This is a genomic window from Pseudomonas anatoliensis, assembly GCF_017976235.1.
In the GTDB taxonomy this organism is placed as follows: Bacteria; Pseudomonadota; Gammaproteobacteria; order Pseudomonadales; family Pseudomonadaceae; genus Aquipseudomonas; species Aquipseudomonas anatoliensis.
On record NZ_JACVHC010000002.1, the window covers coordinates 372,733 to 390,192 of the forward strand.

The window sequence follows — 17,460 nt, forward strand, 5'->3', positions numbered from 1 at the left end:
CACCCCAGCCCTCTCCCGGAGGGAGAGGGAGTTAATTACGTGATCAGCATTCGATAATGTTGACCGCCAGGCCGCCGCGGGCGGTCTCTTTGTATTTGCTTTTCATGTCGGCGCCGGTCTGGCGCATGGTGCGGATGACCTTGTCGAGGGAGACGAAGTGCTGGCCGTCGCCACGCAAAGCCATGCGCACCGCGTTGATCGCTTTCACTGAGCCCATGGCGTTGCGCTCAATGCACGGCACTTGCACCAGCCCGCCAATCGGGTCGCAGGTCAGGCCGAGGTTATGTTCCATGCCGATTTCGGCGGCGTTCTCGACTTGCTGAACGCTGCCGCCGAGCACTTCGCACAAAGCCCCTGCCGCCATCGAGCAGGCCACGCCGACTTCACCCTGACAACCGACTTCGGCCCCGGAGATCGAGGCATTTTCCTTGTACAGAATGCCGATTGCCGCCGCGGTCAGCAGAAAACGCACGACGCCATCGTCATTCGCACCGGGGATAAAACGGATGTAGTAATGCAGCACGGCCGGGATGATTCCCGCCGCGCCGTTGGTTGGCGCGGTGACCACGCGCCCGCCATTGGCGTTTTCTTCGTTGACGGCCAGCGCGTAGAGGTTGACCCAGTCGAGTACCGACAGCGGATCACGCAGCGCGGATTCGGGGTTCTTGCACAATTGCCGATGCAACGCCGCCGCGCGCCGTTTGACCTTCAATCCGCCCGGCAGGATGCCTTCGTTGCGGCAGCCGGCGGTCACACAATCCTGCATCACCTGCCAGATTTTCAGCAGGCCTGCGCGGGTTTCCGCCTCCGGGCGCCAGGCGCTTTCGTTGGTCAACATGACCTGGCTGATCGACAGGCCATACGTGCTGCAATGTGCGAGCAAGTCCTTGGCGCTTTTGAACGGGAAAGTCAGCGGGGTGGCGTCCTCGACGATGCGGTCGGCGCCGGCCGCGTCCTCGTCGACAACGAAACCTCCGCCGACCGAGTAGTACTCGCGGCTGCGGATTTGCAGGCCCGCCGCGTCGAAGGCGCGAAAAATCATGCCGTTGGGATGATAGGCCAGCGGCTTACGGATCATCGCCAGATGTTCTTTCTCATTGAACGCAATGCTGTGTTCGCCGAGCAGGTTCAGGCGTCCGTTGCTGCGAATTTCTTGCAAACGCGCGGCGACGGTTTCGGTATCAACGGTGTCCGGGTGTTCGCCTTCGAGGCCGAGCAACACGGCTTTGTCGCTGCCGTGACCTTTGCCGGTGGCGCCGAGAGAACCGTACAACTCGACGCGAACGCTGGCGGTTGCGCTCAACAGGTTTTCACGACGCAAACCCTCAGCGAAGCGCGCAGCTGCGCGCATCGGGCCGACGGTGTGGGAACTGGAGGGGCCGATGCCAATCTTGAACAGGTCGAACACGCTTAACGACATGAGTGGTTCTCCGGTTTCTTGTTATAGGAATTGGCGAAACATCAGGCTTGATGCATTTCCCTGTAGGAGCTGCCGAAGGCTGCGATCTTTTGATCCTGATCTTTAACAGAAGATCAAAAGATCGCAGCCTTCGGCAGCTCCTACAGTTGGCTCAGGTGAACCAGGTGAATCGTTCGGGGCGGGTGAACCCGCCCCTCATTCGTTTAAGCGTAGCTTTCGATCGACGGGCAGGCGCAGACCAGGTTGCGGTCGCCGAACACGTTGTCGACGCGACCGACCGGTGGCCAGTATTTGCCTTCGATCAACGAGGCCACCGGGTACACGGCTTGCTCGCGGCTGTACGGGTGAGTCCACTCGCCGACCAGTTCCGCTGCAGTGTGCGGAGCGTTTTTCAACGGGTTGTCTTCCTTGTCCAGCGTGCCGTTTTCCACAGCGCGGATTTCTTCGCGGATGCGGATCATGGCGTCGCAGAAGCGGTCGAGTTCTTCCTTGGATTCGCTTTCGGTCGGCTCGATCATCAGCGTGCCGGCCACCGGGAACGACATGGTCGGAGCGTGGAAGCCGAAGTCGATCAGACGCTTGGCGACGTCATCAACGCTGATGCCGCTGCTGTCTTTGAGCGGACGCAGGTCGAGGATGCATTCGTGCGCCACCAGACCGTTGCTGCCGGTGTACAGCACTGGGTAGTGCTCTTCGAGGCGACGGGAAATGTAGTTGGCATTCAGAATCGCTAGTTGCGAAGCGCGCTTCAGACCCGCGCCGCCCATCATGCGGATGTACATCCAGGTGATCGGCAAAATGCTTGCGCTGCCGAACGGTGCCGCGCAGACCGCGCCTTCCTTGCGTTCCATGTGGCCGTGGCCTGGCAGGAACGGCGTCAGGTGCGATTTGACGCCGATCGGGCCGACGCCCGGGCCGCCACCGCCGTGGGGGATGCAGAAGGTTTTGTGCAGGTTCAGGTGCGACACGTCGCCGCCGAACTTGCCTGGTGCGCAGAGGCCGACCATCGCGTTCATGTTGGCGCCGTCGATGTACACCTGGCCGCCATTGTCATGAATGATCCCGCAGATTTCGCGGATGCCTTCTTCGAACACGCCGTGGGTCGACGGGTAAGTGATCATCAGCGCGGCGAGGTGATCGCGGTGCTCGATGGCTTTGGCGCGCAGGTCTTCGATGTCGACGTTGCCACGAGCATCGCACGCGGTCACGACCACGCGCATACCGGCCATGTTGGCAGTAGCCGGGTTGGTGCCGTGGGCGGACGACGGGATCAGGCAGATGTCGCGACGGTCATCGCCACGGCTCTGGTGATAGGCGCGGATCGCCAGCAGACCTGCGTATTCACCTTGCGAACCGGCGTTCGGTTGCAGCGAGATTGAGTCATAACCGGTCGCGGCGCAGAGCATCGCTTCCAGTTCATCGGTCAGTTGCTGATAACCGGCACTTTGTGCGGCTGGTGCGAACGGGTGCAGGGCGCCGAACTCGGCCCAGGTCACCGGGATCATTTCGCTGGCGGCGTTGAGCTTCATGGTGCACGAGCCCAGCGGAATCATGGTGCGATCCAGGGCCAGGTCCTTGTCTGCCAGTTTGCGCAGGTAGCGCATCAGCTCGGTTTCCGAGTGATAACGGTTGAACACCGGGTGGCTGAGAATCGGCGACTGGCGTACCAGCGCAGCAGGAATGGTGCTCTGCACGGTGGCGGCGAGGGCGGCGAAGTCCGGCAGGGTTTTGCCGTCGGCGAAGACGCTCCACAGGGTTTCGATATCAGCCTGAGCGGTGGTTTCGTCAACCGACAGACCCAGACGCTGGGCGTCAATGACACGCAGGTTGATCTGCTGGGCGTGAGCCTTGTCGTGCAGCGCAGCGGTTTGCGCGCCGGTAGCCACGGTCAGAGTGTCGAAGAAGCTTTCCTGCTCGACATTCAGACCCAGCGCAGTCAGGCCCTTGGCCAGAATCGCGGTCAGGTGATGGATGCGGTTGGCGATCTGGGTCAGGCCTTTCGGGCCGTGATACACGGCGTACATGCTGGCGATGTTGGCCAGCAGCACTTGCGCGGTGCAGATGTTCGACGTGGCTTTCTCGCGGCGGATGTGTTGCTCGCGGGTCTGCATCGCCAGGCGCAGCGCTGGCTTGCCGAAACGGTCAACCGAAACGCCGACCAGACGGCCCGGCATGTCGCGCTTGAACGCATCTTTGGTGGAGAAGTAAGCCGCGTGCGGGCCACCAAAGCCCAGCGGCACGCCGAAGCGTTGTGCGGAACCGATCGCAACGTCAGCGCCGAACTCGCCCGGGGCGGTCAGCAGGGTCAGGGCCAGCAGGTCGGCGGCTACGGCAACCAAGGCGTTGGCGGCGTGGAAGCGCTCGGTCAGTTCGCGGTAGTCGAACACATCACCGTTGCTGGCCGGGTATTGCAGCAACGCGCCGAAGAATGGCGTTACATCGGTCAATTCGCGCTCATCGCCCACGACCACTTCAATGCCCAGCGGCTCGGCACGGGTGCGCAGCACGTCGAGGGTTTGCGGGTGGCTGTGGATCGAGGCGAAGAATTGATGGCTGCCCTTGTTCTTGCTCAGGCGTTTGCAGAAGGTCATCGCTTCGGCAGCGGCGGTAGCTTCGTCGAGCAGGGAGGCGTTGGCGATCGGCAGGCCGGTGAGGTCGCTGATCAGGGTCTGGAAGTTCAGCAGCGCTTCGAGACGGCCCTGGGAAATTTCTGGCTGGTACGGGGTGTAAGCGGTGTACCAGGCCGGGTTTTCCAAAAGGTTGCGCAGGATCGGCGACGGCGTGTGGCAGTTGTAATAGCCCTGACCGATGTAGGTCTTGAACAGCTGATTCTTGCCGGCGATGCCCTTGATCATGGCCAGTGCATCGGCCTCGCTCAGGCCATCGTCCATGCCGAGCACGCTGGTGCCCTTGATGCTTTCCGGGATGACGCTGGCGCTCAGGGCTTCGAGCGAGTCGAAGCCGAGGCTGTTGAGCATGGCTTGCTCGTCACCGGCGCGCGGGCCGATGTGACGGGCGATGAATTCGTTGGCGGTGCCCAGGTTTACTTGTGTCATGTCGGCTCTCCTCAGGCTTCGGCTTGGGCTTTGATCAGACGGTCGTAAGCGTCTTGATCAAGCAGTTTGCCGACAGCGGCGGCGTCGCTTGGTTTGAAGCGGAAGAACCAGCCTTGGCCCAGTGGATCTTCGTTGACCAGCTCAGGGCTGTCTTCCAGCGCCGGGTTCACTTCCAGCACGTCACCGTCGAGGGGCATGTAAACGCCGCTCGCGGCTTTCACCGATTCCACGGTGGCGGCTTCGGCGCCTTTTTCGTAAGCCTGCAGTTCAGGCAGTTGCACGAACACCACGTCGCCCAGGGCGTTCTGCGCGAAAGCGGTGATGCCGACAGTAACGCTACCGTCAGCTTCGGCGCGCAGCCATTCGTGATCTTCAGTAAAACGCAACTCGCTCATGGAAACTCCTCAGGGGCCAGACTCGTCTGGTGGACGCGGTGGAAGGCTTGGGCAGGGAAGCCCTTATTTATGAGGGGTTGATTAGCAAGATCGCGGCCAATGTAGATTTGTCGTTATAAAACAATGGCTTGTGGATTTTTTAAGTTAAGGCTGAGGGTGTGCGTGTAGCGAAATCGCTACAGCGTGGGGCAGGGAAAAAAGCTGAACGGGATCAAAGCCTTGCACGGCGGTGACTGGAGGAGGGTGTAGCGATATCGTTCCGCTGTAGCGCTTTCAGTACAGGTGGAGGTCGCTTTTAAAGCAGATAGGCCTAGTGTAGGAGCTGCCGAAGGCTGCGATCTTTTGGCTGTGTTTTTTTGCAACATCAAGATCAAAAGATCGCAGCCTTCGGCAGCTCCTACAGGGGATTTGGGTGAGTCAGGGTTTATTTGGGATGCCGTATTTGCGCAAACGATGGGCGATGGCGGTGTGCGAGGTTTGCAGGCGGCTGGCCAGTTGGCGGGTCGAGGGGTAGCTGGCGTAGAGTTTTTCCAGCAGCGATTTCTCGAAGCCTTCGACCGCTTGTTCAAGGCTGTCAACGTCGCTGTCGGCCTGACGCGCAACGGAAGTGCCGGCAATGTCGAGGTCGCCAATGTCCACCAGACTGCTTTCGCAAATCGCAGCGGCGCGGAAGATCACGTTCTGCAATTGGCGCACGTTGCCCGGCCAGCGATTACCGAGCAGTGCCGGGTAAGTACCGGGTGCGAGACGGCAGACCGGGCGCTGAATCTGCGCACAGGCCTGCTGCATGAAATAACGCGCCAGCAACAGAATGTCCTGACCGCGTTCGCGCAGCGGCGGCACCTCGACATTGAGCACATTGAGGCGATAGAACAGGTCTTCGCGAAACGAACCTTCGCTGACCATTTTTTCCAGGTCGCGGTGAGTTGCGCTGAGGATCCGCACGTTGACCTTCACCTCACGATCACCGCCGACCCGACGGAAGCTGCCGTCGTTGAGAAAACGCAGCAGCTTGGCCTGCAAGTACGGTGACATCTCGCCGATCTCGTCGAGAAACACCGTGCCTTGGTTGGCCAGTTCCATCAGCCCCGGTTTGCCGCCACGCGCCGCGCCAGTGAAGGCGCCGGGGGCGTAGCCGAACAGTTCGCTCTCGGCAAGGTTCTCCGGCAGCGCTGCGCAGTTCAATGCCAGGAACGGCGCACTGTGCCGCGCACTGATCGCGTGGCAGGCACGGGCGACCAGTTCTTTACCGGTGCCGGTTTCGCCTTGAATCAGTAGGGGCGCATCAAGGGCGGCCACACGCTGCGCACGGGCCTTGAGGGTGCGGATCGCCGGGGATTCGCCGAGCAGCGCATCGAAACCTTCAGCGTGGTCGTGGTGCAACGCCGAGAGCTGTTCGCCGATGCGGTTCGGTTGATACAGCGTGAGCAGGGCGCCAGCGTCGGTGATCGGCGTAGCGTCGAGCAATAGCGTCTGGCCGTTGACGGTGATCTCGCGCAACGGCAGGCGAAAACCGTGTTCGAGCAGGGTTTCCAGCAGGCCGGGATCGTTGAACAGCTCAGAGACGCCTTCGCCCGCCGGCTCACGCCCGTACAACGCGATCAATGCCGGGTTGGCCAGCAGCACTTTGCCCGCACTGTCGAGGGCCAGCACCGGGTCGGTCATCGCCGCGAGCAACGCATCGAGTTGCAAGTGCCGACGCTGGCCGGGGAGGATGTCGACCACCGTTACCGCTTCCACGCCGAGCACGCGAAACAGTGCATCTTTGAGTTCTTCGAGTACTTGCGGGCTCAGGGTCGGGGCGTCGATGTAGACGTTCGGGGGGATCATCTCCACGGCATCCAGATTAAGGTTGCGCCCACCGAGAATGGCCAGGACTTCCTGGGTGATGCCGACGCGGTCGATGAAGCTGACGTGGATACGCATGGGGGCGGTTCAGTGTTCTGCAGTGCGGAGGGGGGCAAGTATGCCTTGGGGCGAGGGCAGAGGTGAAATCCGGTGCAGGATTTCAGGCCGACATCGAACCCTGTAGGAGTGAGCCTGCTCGCGATGACGGTGAGTCTGACGACATAAATGTTGAATGACAGACCGCTATCGCGAGCAGGCTCACTCCTACAGGAGGTGTCGTGTTCTGATTATTCGAAGTGCTCGAGGTTAACCGGATCGCCGGATTTCATATCCAGCTGCTTGCGGATGTCTTCGAACATCATGTCGTAATGCTTGTGAACCGAGCCAATCTGGCTGTGAGTCTTTGGAATGCCGTACTTCTCAGCGATTTTCGTCACGTTGTTGGCAAAGTTGTAGGCCTCCTCCTTGGGCAGGAAGAATGTCTCTTTCATATCCTTGCCCTGAAGGTTGCCATGCATCGTGAACTGGATGCCCTTGCCCTTTTGAGGATCGGTGAACAATTCGTAGTCGAGGTGCACGTTGTAACTGACGTCGTCCGGGGTCAACGCGTGCCGCTCAATGTGCAAATGACCAGGTTCAAACTGGGCCATGGATTTCTCCTTTCAAGGCATGGGAGAAGGGCAGACCCTGGGCCTGCCCCCGGCGTTTCTGATTATCGATAGGTGATACCGGGTTTCGCCGTGCTGATCCGCGTACCGGCGGTGCCCTGGACAATCGCTTCGATGTCCGCCAGCGAACCGATCACCGCGACCTTGCCAGTATGGCGCGCGAATTCGCAGGCTGCCTGAACCTTTGGTCCCATGGAGCCCGCGGCGAAGCCCAGGCGTTCGAGTTCGTCCGGATGAGCCTCGGCGATGGCTTTCTGTGTCGGCTTGCCGTAGTCGATGAACGCGGCGTTGACGTCAGTGGCAATCACCAGCAAATCCGCCTCAAGCTGTTCTGCCAGCAGCGACGAGCACAGATCCTTGTCGATCACCGCCTCGATGCCCTTGAGGTTGCGATTTTCGTCGTACATGGTCGGAATCCCGCCGCCACCGGCGCAGATGACGATGCTGCCCTTGTCCAGCAGCCACTTGATCGGACGGATTTCGAAGATGCGTTTTGGCCGTGGACTGGCCACCACACGACGGAATTTGTCGCCGTCGGGGGCAATGGCCCAGCCTTTTTCGGCGGCGAGTTTTTCTGCTTCGGCTTTCTCGTAGACCGGGCCGATCGGTTTGGTCGGGTTCTTGAAGGCCGGGTCATTGGCGTCGACTTCAACCTGGGTGAGCAGGGTGGCGAACGGCACTTCGAAGTCCAGCAGGTTGCCCAGTTCCTGCTCGATGATGTAGCCGATCATGCCTTCGGTTTCGGCACCGAGCACGTCCAGCGGGTAAGGGGTGACGGAGGTATAGGCCGCCGCTTGCAGCGACAGCAGGCCGACTTGCGGGCCATTGCCGTGGGCGATGACCAGTTGGTTGCCGGGATAGATTTTGGCGATTTGCTCGGTGGCGATGCGGATGTTGGCGCGCTGGTTGTCAGCGGTCATCGGCTCACCACGGCGGAGCAGGGCGTTACCGCCCAACGCTACGACGATACGCATGGTGCAATCCTTTCTGAATTCGATAACCCTGTAGGAGCTGCCGAAGGCTGCGATCTTTTGATCTTGATTTCAAAAAACAAAGATCAAAAGATCGCAGCCTTCGGCAACTCCTACAGGTCAGTGATCAATCAAAATGATCAGCCATGACAGGTCAGTGGTTGATCAAGCGATCAACCGTTAAATATCCGCCAACGCCGACACGATAATCGCCTTGATCGTGTGCATGCGGTTTTCCGCTTGCTCGAAGGCGATGTTGGCCGGGGATTCGAAGACGTCTTCCGTTACTTCGACGCCATTGGCCAGGTGTGGATAGCGCGCAGCGATATCTTTGCCGACCTTGGTGTCGCTGTTGTGGAACGCCGGCAGGCAGTGCATGAATTTCACCCGTGGATTACCGGAGGCTTTCATCATCTGCGTGTTGACCTGGTACGGCAGCAGTTGCTCGATGCGCTCGTCCCACGCTTCCACCGGTTCACCCATCGACACCCAGATGTCGGTGTGGATGAAGTCGACACCCTTGACCGCTTCTTTCGGGTCTTCGGTGATGGTGATGCGCGCGCCGCTTTCTTCCGCGAACTCTTTGCACTGAGCGATGAAGTCAGCGTGTGGCCACAGGGCTTTCGGCGCAGCGATACGCACGTCCATGCCGAGTTTGGCGCCGATCATCAGCAGCGAGTTGCCCATGTTGTAGCGGGCGTCGCCGAGGTAGGCGTAGCTGATGTCATGCATCGGCTTGTCGCTGTGTTCGCGCATGGTCAGCACGTCGGCAATCATTTGCGTCGGGTGGAATTCAGCGGTCAGGCCGTTGAACACCGGCACGCCGGCGTACTTGGCCAGCTCTTCGACGATTTCCTGTTCAAAGCCACGGTACTCGATGGCGTCGAACATCCGGCCGAGGACGCGGGCGGTGTCTTTCATGCTTTCTTTGTGGCCGATCTGGGACGACACCGGGTCGATGTAGGTGACGTGAGCACCCTGATCGTGGGCTGCGACTTCGAACGCGCAACGGGTGCGGGTCGAGGTTTTTTCGAAGATCAGCGCGATGTTCTTGCCTTGCAGGTGTGGACGCTCGGTGCCGGTGTACTTGGCGCGTTTGAGGTCGCGGGACAGGTCGATCAGGTAATTCAGTTCGCGAGTGGTGTGGTGCATCAAACTCAGCAAACTGCGGTTGCGCATATTAAAAGCCATGATGGATCTCCTTCGGTATCGGTTATCCCCCTGGCCGCACGCTGTAAGTGCAGGCCAGGGCTCAGAGGTTTAGTAGTCGATTGGGTCGCGGATGATCGGGCAGGTCATGCAGTGGCCGCCGCCACGGCCACGGCCCAATTCACCGGCGCTGATGGTGATGACCTCCACACCTGCCTTGCGCAGCAGGGTGTTGGTGTAGGTGTTGCGGTCGTAGCCGATGACCACGCCCGGTTCCACGGCCACCACGTTGTTGCCGTCGTCCCATTGCTCGCGTTCGGCGGCGAAGCTGTTGCCGCCGGTTTCCACCACGCGCAGCGCCTTGAGATTGAGCGCGGCCGCCACGGTGTCGAGGAAGCTGGTTTCTTCGCGGCGAATGTCGATGCCGCCCTGTTTGCTTTCATCAGGTCGCAGGGTGAAGGCGACGATCTGGTTGACCACTTCCGGGAAAATCGTCACGAGATCGCGGTCGCAGAAGCTGAACACGGTGTCCAGGTGCATCGCGGCGCGAGACTTCGGCAGGCCGGCAACGATGACTTTCTCCACGGCTTTGTTCTTGAACAGATTCAGCGCCAATTGACCGATGGCCTGACGGGATGAGCGCTCGCCCATGCCGATCAACACCACGCCGTTGCCGATTGGCATGACGTCGCCGCCTTCAAGGGTGGAGCTGCCGTGGTCCTTGTCCGGGTCGCCGTACCAGATCTCGAATTCGGCGTTGGTGAACTGCGGGTGGAATTTGTAGATGGCGGTGGTCAGCAGGGTTTCCTGACGACGCGCGGGCCAGTACATCGGGTTCAGCGTCACGCCACCGTAGATCCAGCATGTGGTGTCGCGGGTGAACTGAGTGTTCGGCAGCGGCGGCAGAATGAAGCTGGAGTGGCCGAGGAAATCGCGATACATCTCGATGATCTTGCCGCCGAAGCTGTCCGGCAGATCGTCGGCGGACACGCCGCCAATCAGGAATTCGGCGATGTGACGCGGCTCGAGGCTTTTCAGCCAGGATTTCACTTCGCTGATCAGGCCCAGGCCCACCGAATCGGCGGTGACCTTGCGATCGAGAATCCAGTCCAGCGCTTCCGGGATGGCGACGATGTCGGTCAGCAGGTTGTGCATTTCCAGCACGTCGATCCCGCGTTCACGCATCTTGGTGACGAAGTCGAAGTGGTCGCGCTTGGCCTGGGCGACCCACAGTACATCGTCGAACAGCAGTTCATCGCAGTTGTTCGGGGTCAGCCGCTGGTGGGCCAGACCTGGGGAGCAAACCATGACTTTGCGCAGTTTGCCGGCTTCGGAATGGACGCCGTACTTAACTTTTTCCGTGGTCATTGCAGTGATCCTCCAGAGATAAAATGTTTGGCAATTACAGAGTCAGGAAGCCGTCATACAGTCCGTAGGCAGCCACCAGGGCGCCCACGACCACTGCGGCGAAAATCAGCTTCTCGACGTTGGTGAAAACCGGTTGTTTGAGTTCGAGCTTGGCCTTGGCGAACAGGATCGCGCCGGGCGCATAGAGCAGGGCCGAGAGCAGCAGGTACTTCACGCCGCCGGCGTACAGCAGCCACACCGCGTAGATCAGGGCAATGCCGCCGATGATCAGATCCTTGCGCCGCTCGGCCGCGAAACCTTCATAACTTTCGCCGCGCACCGCCAGCAGCAGGGCGTAGGCCGCCGACCACAGGTAGGGCACCAGAATCATCGACGTGGCGAGATAGATCAGCGACAGGTAAGTGCTGGCCGAGAACAGGGTGATGACCAGGAAAATCTGCACCATCGCGTTGGTCAGCCAAAGGGCGTTGACCGGTACGTGGTTGGCGTTTTCCTTGCGCAGGAACTCCGGCATGGTGTGGTCTTTGGCGGCGGCGAACATGATCTCCGCACACAGCAGCACCCACGACAGCAGCGCCCCCAGCAGTGAGATGATCAGACCGACGCTGATCAGCGCTGCGCCCCACGGACCGACCACGTGCTCAAGCACGGCAGCCATCGACGGGTTCTGCAATTTGGCCAGTTCTGGCTGAGTCATGATGCCCAGCGACAGCACGTTCACCAGCATCAAAAACAGCAGCACGGTGATGAAGCCGATCACGGTGGCTTTACCCACGTCGGAGCGTTTTTCGGCGCGGGCCGAGAAAATGCTCGCGCCCTCGATGCCGATGAACACCCACACAGTGACCAGCATCATGTTGCGTACCTGGTTCATCACGCTGCCCAGGTCCGGGTTTTTCAGGCCCCAGATGTCGGCGGTGAAGATGTCCAGTTTGAAGGCGAAGACGGCGATCAACACAAACAGCACCAGCGGCACGACTTTGGCCACGGTGGTCACGAGGTTGATGAACGCCGCTTCCTTGATCCCGCGAAGTACCAGGAAATGCACCGCCCACAACAGAATCGAAGCACCAATGACCGCAGCAACCGTGTTGCCTTCACCGAAAATCGGGAAGAAATAACCGAGGGTGCTGAACAGCAGAACGAAGTAACCGACGTTGCCCAGCCAGGCACTGATCCAGTAACCCCAGGCGGACGAGAAACCCATGTAATCGCCGAATCCGGCTTTGGCGTAGGCGTAGACACCGCCGTCCAGGTCAGGCTTGCGATTGGCGAGGGTTTGAAAGACGAAAGCGAGGGTGAGCATGCCGACAGCGGTGATGGCCCAACCGATCAGCACTGCACCGACGTCGGCACTGGCGGCCATGTTTTGTGGCAAGGAGAATATCCCGCCACCGATCATTGAACCGACTACCAATGCAACCAGTGCACCGAGTCGTAGTTTTCCGGGAGCTTCAGACATTGCATGACTCCATTGCAGGAAGAGATCACAGCGTAGTTCTGTTGTCTGTTCAAACAGCTGACTTGGATCAGTTCATGGTCACATTCCATTGTTAATGAATGACTTAAGGAGTCGCTTGAGGCATAAAGCGACCGTCTGCGAGGCCCGTTCCAGAACGGTTTTTCGCTATGTGGTTGGGAATGGCTATTATTGCTTTCGAGTTATGACGCTAGTTCTTTTTACGGGTTTGGCAAATTTCCCCACTCTGTTTTCAGTACAGAATTGATTTATCAGGATCAGCGCACAAAACTGTCTTAACGTGGTAGGCGTTAGCTTTATCCGCTATATACAAAGGCTATTGTTTGGCTTTATTCGACAGGCGTTCTTACTCTTGATCCGTTTAATTAATAACCAGAATATGACGAGCCTTGTGGCGAGGGGATTTATCCCCGTTGGGTGGCGAAGCCGCCCCAGATTCAGTCAACGCGATATATAAGACAGATCGAGTTCTCAGGTTTTGGGGCGGCTGCGCCACCCAGCGGGGATAAATCCCCTCGCCACAGGTGTAAACAGGTTTCGAGAACGGGTAGTCAGGAAGAGGGAGACTGGAATGTCGCAACCGACGCAAAAGCTGCGCCTTGGTGCGTTGATCGCCCTGGTGGTGGGGTCGATGATTGGCGGCGGAATTTTCTCGCTGCCGCAGAACATGGCGGCACGCGCCGATGCGGGAGCGATCCTGATCGGTTGGGGGATTACTGCCATTGGCATGCTGACCCTGGCCTTCGTGTTTCAGACCCTGGCCAACCGCAAGCCCGAGCTGGATTCTGGCGTCTATGCCTACGCCAAGGCCGGGTTTGGCGACTACATGGGCTTCTCGTCCGCCTGGGGTTACTGGATCAGTGCCTGGCTGGGCAATGTCGGCTACTTCGTTCTGCTGTTCAGCACCCTCGGTTATTTCTTTCCGGTATTCGGCCAGGGCAATACGCCGATCGCCATTGGCTGCGCCTCGGTGCTGCTGTGGGCTGTGCACTTTCTGGTGATGCGCGGGATCAAGGAGGCGGCGTTCATCAACCAGGTGACCACCGTGGCCAAGATCGTGCCGCTGATCATGTTCATCGTCATCGCCGCTGTGGCGTTCAAGGCAGACATTTTCACCCGCGACATCTGGGGCCGCAGCAACCCGAGTTTCGGCGGGGTGATGGATCAGGTGCGCAACATGATGCTGGTGACGGTGTTCGTCTTCATCGGCATCGAGGGCGCCAGCGTGTACTCGGCGCGAGCGGAAAAACGCAGCGATGTCGGGCGTGCCACGGTGATCGGATTTATCGGCGTACTGGCGCTGCTGGTGCTGGTCAACGTGTTGTCACTGGGGATCATGAGCCAGCCGGAACTGGCCAACCTGCAGAACCCGTCGCTGGCGGCGGTGCTTGAGCACATCGTCGGGCCGTGGGGGGCGCTGGCGATCAGCATCGGTTTGGCGATCTCGCTGCTTGGGGCGTTGCTGTCGTGGGCGTTGCTCTGCGCCGAAATCCTTTTCGCCACGGCCCGGGACAAGACCATGCCGGCGTTCCTGAAAAAGGAAAATGCCAACCATGTGCCCGTCAACGCGTTGTGGCTGACCAACGTGATGATTCAGATCTTCCTGCTGATCACGCTGTTCTCGGAGGGCACCTACACCAGCCTGATTTATCTGGCGTCATCAATGATTCTGGTGCCGTACCTGTGGTCGGCGGCGTACGCGGTGTTGTTGAGCGGGCGCGGCGAAACCTACGAACACGCTTCGGCCGAACGCACCAAGGATCTGCTGATTGGCGGCATCGCCCTGAGTTATGCGGTGTGGCTTTTGTATGCCGGCGGGGTGAAATATCTGCTGCTGTCGGCGCTGTTGTATGCGCCGGGAGTGATTCTGTTCGCCAAGGCCAAACATGAGCAGGGTGAGCCGCTGTTCACCCATGTCGAGAAGGGCATTTTTACGTGCGTGATCATAGGCGCGGGGCTGGCGGCTTATGGTTTGTACAGTGGTGTTTTGTCGTTGTGAGGTTGTCGGGTGCATTTTGAGTCGGGGGGGAGAGGGGGCCTTTGACCCTGTGGGAGCTGGCTTGCCAGCGATAGCGGTGTGTCAGTCGACCCCTGTATCAACTGATCCACCGTCATCGCTGGCAAGCCAGCTCCCACAGGGACTTGAGGTGATCCACTAGACGCGGAACTGATCCATCAATTTCATCTGTTGGCTGGCCAGCGCATTGAGCTGGCTGCTGATCGCCGCCGACTCTGTGGCTTGCCCGGTCAAGGTTTCAGTCACCGTACGAATCGCCGAGACGTTGCGGTTAACCTCTTCAGCCACTGCGCTCTGCTGTTCGGCGGCGCTGGCGATTTGCAGGTTCATGTCGCTGATCACCGTCACCGCGTCGCTGATCTTGCCCAGCGCATCCACGGCCTGGCGGATCTGCCCGGCGTTGTTGTGGGCCTGGGTCTGGCTTGAATGCATGGTCGCGACCACGCCGCGAGTGCCAGTCTGAATTTTCTCGATGACGATGCGGATTTCTTCCACAGAATCCTGCGTGCGCTTGGCGAGGTTGCGCACTTCGTCCGCGACCACGGCAAAACCGCGACCGCTTTCCCCGGCGCGGGCGGCTTCGATGGCGGCGTTGAGCGCCAGCAGGTTGGTTTGCTCGGCGATGCTGCGGATCACTTCCAGAACCGAACCGATCTGCTCGCTGTTGACCGCCAGTGCTTCAACTTCGGTCACCGCTTTACTGACTTCATCGGCCAGTTGATTGATGTCGCGGGTGCTGCGCTCGATGATCGACATGCCGTCCTTGGCTGACTGGTCGGCACCTTTCGCGGCGTTGGCCGCGTTCGATGCGCTGTTGGCGACATCGTGGGCGGTGGCGCTCATTTCGTTGGACGCGGTGGCGACCTGGTCGATTTCGCGGAACTGCACCTGCATGCCTTCGCTGGTCTGACGGGCAATTTCCGAAGACTGGTCGGCAGTGCCGCGAGCCTCGGTGATGCTCTGTTTGATCTGCGCGATGGTCGGTTGCAGCTTGTCGAGGAAGCGGTTGAACCAGTTCACCAGTTCGCCCAGCTCATCCTTCTTGCTGTAGTTCAGGCGTTGGGTCAGATCACCTTCACCGCTGGCGATGTTTTTCAGCATCTCGGCGACGCTGTTGATCGGGCGAGTGACGCCGGAAGCAGTGAGCCATATCAGCAGCAGGCCAATCAGCCCCGCGACCACAGCTACTGCCAGCGCCGTGAACACACCGGTTTCCTGTGCTTCGTCGAGCACCGCTTGCAGCTTGACCGAGTCGGCCAGCAGCACTTGTTTGGGCAGGTCGATGACCACGCCCCAGGCGCGCGAGTTGCCAATCGGGTCGACCGGATACACCGCCCGGATCAGGTCGCCCTGTTCGAGGATTTTCGGCGTGCCGCTGCCGAGCAGTTGCAGCACGTCTTTGCCCTCGGCGCCGAGGGTGTCGCTGATCTTCTTGCCGACTTTGGTAGCGTCGGAGCTATCGGCAGCCAGCACGCCGCTACCGGAGACAATGAGCATATGCCCGGCGTTGTTGAACAGGTTGCGCTGGGATTCCACCGTTGCGGCTTGCAAGGCATCGAGGGCGATGTCGACACCGACCACACCGATGGCTTTGCCGTCGACGATCAACGGTACGGAAATGGTCGTCATGAGCATTTCCTTGCCGCCGACGGTGTCAGCGTACGGGTCGAGCAGGCAGGTGCGTTTGTTGTCGCGAGGGCAGGTGTACCAGCTGTTATAGGGTGTACCGCTGACGCTGAGGGTGGTTTTGGTCAAATCATCTTCTACCATGACCGTGTTCAGCGAGGCACCGCCGGCGCGGCTCCAGTACGCGGCGAAACGTCCGGCTTCGTTGGACTGGCGGGCGGCGTCGTTGGCGAACTCGCTGTCCTTGCCGTCCAGGCTATTGGGTTCGAAGGCGAGCCAGATACCGAGCACTTTGTCGTTGCGCTCGAAGGCAGTTTTCAGGCTCAGGTTCAACTCTTCACGCAAGGCGCCGGCGTCCAGCGAACGCTTGGTGGCCATCACGCGCATGTCCTTGATCTGGTCGGCCAGCGCGGTGATCACCACCAGGCTTTCGCCGAAGGTTTTCTGCACTCGCACCGCTTGTTCTGCGGCTTTGGCCTGCAGCAAGTCTTGCACACTGGCGGTGAGCATCTTGCTGCTGGAATGGCTGACCAGTTCGTCGTTCTGGTTGGTCTGGTAAATGTTCATGCCGACGATCAGCGCAACCACACCGAGCAGGCACAGACCGGAGAGCAGAACGATTTTCAGGCGAATGGAAAGAGAGTCGAACATGGGGCGATCTCGCGAATGAATAAACGGGGGCTGTGGGTACGAGGTACCCGAATCGCCAAATCCATTCAGCGCCATTCAATGCTCATCGGCGTGGAACGAGAGCGCATGAGGTGTTTGCCGACGGACGGTCAGCGCTAAACGTTTGCGCAGGGGAATGTGCTGAAAAGGGGATTAATTACAGGGATGTTTCAGGGTTGTTGCAGGAGGCTGGATGCAGGTAGATGCTTTTGTGGCGAGGGGATTTATCCCCGATGGTTTGCGCAGCAGACCCAAAATTTGACAACCCGTTTTGGCTGACACTACGCGGGGTCTGATTTGTGGCTGTTGCGCAGCCAATCGGGGATAAATCCCCTCACCACAGAAGCTCCTTTGACCAGGGGGTTATGGGCAGTCAGGAAGGGGTGGCGATAGTTTCCGGTCGCGACCAGATCCATAGATTGCCCATGGCCATCCCGGCCATCGCCAAATAAATCGGCCAGCCGTGATCGAGCATCACCAGCATCAACGTCGCACACAGCAACATGCTCAGCGTGGCGCTGACTTTGGCCTTGCGCGCGATGATCTTGCCGTTGCGCCAGTTGCTCAGGATCGGCCCGAACAGCCGATGATTTTCCAGCCAGGCACTCAGGCGCGGTGAACTGCGGGTGGCGGCCCAGGCGGCGAGGAGGATGAACTCGGTGGTCGGCAATCCGGGTACGACAATGGCGATCAGGCCGATGCCGAGGCTGACGTAGGCCAGCAGACCGAACAGCAGACGGGCGAGTTTGGAGGAGGCTGGTTGCGGCATGGGCTCAGCGGGCGGCTTCTAGAG

12 protein-coding genes and 1 pseudogene are annotated in these 17,460 nt (G+C 59.8%); 1 reads left to right on the plus strand and 12 read right to left on the minus strand.

The annotated features are described in order from the left end of the window. Window positions 1–43: 43 nt before the first annotated feature. The 9 genes from ICA16_RS07055 to arcD (ICA16_RS07095) form a co-directional block, all read right to left on the minus strand. Entirely contained in the window at window positions 44–1,420 is a 1,377-nt protein-coding gene (locus tag ICA16_RS07055; RefSeq protein ID WP_150616151.1) for an L-serine ammonia-lyase, read from the minus strand. Between the two features lie 203 nt (window positions 1,421–1,623). Further along, on the minus strand, window positions 1,624–4,476 hold the full coding sequence (gene gcvP, locus ICA16_RS07060; protein ID WP_210700293.1) for an aminomethyl-transferring glycine dehydrogenase: 2,853 nt from the start codon (window positions 4,474–4,476) through the stop codon (window positions 1,624–1,626). An 11-nt stretch (window positions 4,477–4,487) separates the two neighbouring features. Further along, the gene (gcvH, locus tag ICA16_RS07065) at window positions 4,488–4,871 is read right to left on the minus strand and encodes a glycine cleavage system protein GcvH (protein ID WP_042560627.1); all 384 of its coding nucleotides are present in this window, start codon (window positions 4,869–4,871) and stop codon (window positions 4,488–4,490) included. Between the two features lie 417 nt (window positions 4,872–5,288). Beyond that, window positions 5,289–6,797 (minus strand): sigma-54-dependent transcriptional regulator, encoded by a 1,509-nt coding sequence (locus ICA16_RS07070; RefSeq protein ID WP_047302747.1) that lies wholly within the window; start codon window positions 6,795–6,797, stop codon window positions 5,289–5,291. A 209-nt stretch (window positions 6,798–7,006) separates the two neighbouring features. Then, the gene (locus ICA16_RS07075; RefSeq protein WP_150601636.1) at window positions 7,007–7,369 is read right to left on the minus strand and encodes a DUF5064 family protein; all 363 of its coding nucleotides are present in this window, start codon (window positions 7,367–7,369) and stop codon (window positions 7,007–7,009) included. A 62-nt stretch (window positions 7,370–7,431) separates the two neighbouring features. Next, entirely contained in the window at window positions 7,432–8,361 is a 930-nt protein-coding gene (gene arcC / locus ICA16_RS07080; RefSeq protein WP_150601635.1) for a carbamate kinase, read from the minus strand. A 177-nt stretch (window positions 8,362–8,538) separates the two neighbouring features. Next, window positions 8,539–9,549, minus strand: coding sequence for an ornithine carbamoyltransferase (locus tag ICA16_RS07085; protein WP_150601634.1), 1,011 nt, complete (start codon window positions 9,547–9,549; stop codon window positions 8,539–8,541). A 69-nt stretch (window positions 9,550–9,618) separates the two neighbouring features. Beyond that, window positions 9,619–10,875, minus strand: coding sequence for an arginine deiminase (gene arcA, locus ICA16_RS07090; RefSeq protein ID WP_150592878.1), 1,257 nt, complete (start codon window positions 10,873–10,875; stop codon window positions 9,619–9,621). A 34-nt stretch (window positions 10,876–10,909) separates the two neighbouring features. After that, window positions 10,910–12,337 carry an arginine-ornithine antiporter gene (gene arcD, locus ICA16_RS07095; RefSeq protein ID WP_150592879.1) on the minus strand — a complete coding sequence of 476 codons (1,428 nt, stop codon included), beginning with the start codon at window positions 12,335–12,337 and terminating at the stop codon, window positions 10,910–10,912. A gap of 589 nt (window positions 12,338–12,926) precedes the next feature. Between arcD (ICA16_RS07095) and arcD (ICA16_RS07100) the strand changes: the two genes are divergently transcribed. Further along, window positions 12,927–14,354 (plus strand): arginine-ornithine antiporter, encoded by a 1,428-nt coding sequence (arcD, locus tag ICA16_RS07100; RefSeq protein WP_150601632.1) that lies wholly within the window; start codon window positions 12,927–12,929, stop codon window positions 14,352–14,354. A 156-nt stretch (window positions 14,355–14,510) separates the two neighbouring features. On the opposite strand, the gene ICA16_RS28405 is transcribed toward arcD (ICA16_RS07100), so the two are convergent. From ICA16_RS28405 to ICA16_RS07110, 3 genes and pseudogenes are all read right to left on the minus strand, one after another. After that, a complete protein-coding gene (locus ICA16_RS28405; RefSeq protein WP_395599692.1) occupies window positions 14,511–15,266 on the minus strand; it encodes a methyl-accepting chemotaxis protein in 756 nt (251 codons plus the stop codon). Between the two features lie 102 nt (window positions 15,267–15,368). Then, window positions 15,369–16,724, minus strand: a pseudogene (locus ICA16_RS28410) (methyl-accepting chemotaxis protein); the annotation flags it as partial. Window positions 16,725–17,040: 316 nt separating this feature from the next. Continuing rightward, complete coding sequence (locus ICA16_RS07110; protein WP_210554130.1) at window positions 17,041–17,436, minus strand: YbaN family protein; 396 nt, start codon at window positions 17,434–17,436, stop codon at window positions 17,041–17,043. Window positions 17,437–17,460: the final 24 nt, after the last annotated feature.

What these genes read in the sequence shown, in the direction of transcription:
- ICA16_RS07055 (WP_150616151.1), bottom strand. Translation starts at nt 1,420, where the DNA reads ATGTCGTTAAGCGTGTTCGACCTGTTCAAGATTGGCATCGGCCCCTCC.
- gcvP (WP_210700293.1), bottom strand. Translation starts at nt 4,476, where the DNA reads ATGACACAAGTAAACCTGGGCACCGCCAACGAATTCATCGCCCGTCAC.
- gcvH (WP_042560627.1), bottom strand. Translation starts at nt 4,871, where the DNA reads ATGAGCGAGTTGCGTTTTACTGAAGATCACGAATGGCTGCGCGCCGAA.
- ICA16_RS07070 (WP_047302747.1), bottom strand. Translation starts at nt 6,797, where the DNA reads ATGCGTATCCACGTCAGCTTCATCGACCGCGTCGGCATCACCCAGGAA.
- ICA16_RS07075 (WP_150601636.1), bottom strand. Translation starts at nt 7,369, where the DNA reads ATGGCCCAGTTTGAACCTGGTCATTTGCACATTGAGCGGCACGCGTTG.
- arcC (WP_150601635.1), bottom strand. Translation starts at nt 8,361, where the DNA reads ATGCGTATCGTCGTAGCGTTGGGCGGTAACGCCCTGCTCCGCCGTGGT.
- ICA16_RS07085 (WP_150601634.1), bottom strand. Translation starts at nt 9,549, where the DNA reads ATGGCTTTTAATATGCGCAACCGCAGTTTGCTGAGTTTGATGCACCAC.
- arcA (WP_150592878.1), bottom strand. Translation starts at nt 10,875, where the DNA reads ATGACCACGGAAAAAGTTAAGTACGGCGTCCATTCCGAAGCCGGCAAA.
- arcD (WP_150592879.1), bottom strand. Translation starts at nt 12,337, where the DNA reads ATGTCTGAAGCTCCCGGAAAACTACGACTCGGTGCACTGGTTGCATTG.
- arcD (WP_150601632.1), top strand. Translation starts at nt 12,927, where the DNA reads ATGTCGCAACCGACGCAAAAGCTGCGCCTTGGTGCGTTGATCGCCCTG.
- ICA16_RS28405 (WP_395599692.1), bottom strand. Translation starts at nt 15,266, where the DNA reads ATGCAGGTGCAGTTCCGCGAAATCGACCAGGTCGCCACCGCGTCCAAC.
- ICA16_RS07110 (WP_210554130.1), bottom strand. Translation starts at nt 17,436, where the DNA reads ATGCCGCAACCAGCCTCCTCCAAACTCGCCCGTCTGCTGTTCGGTCTG.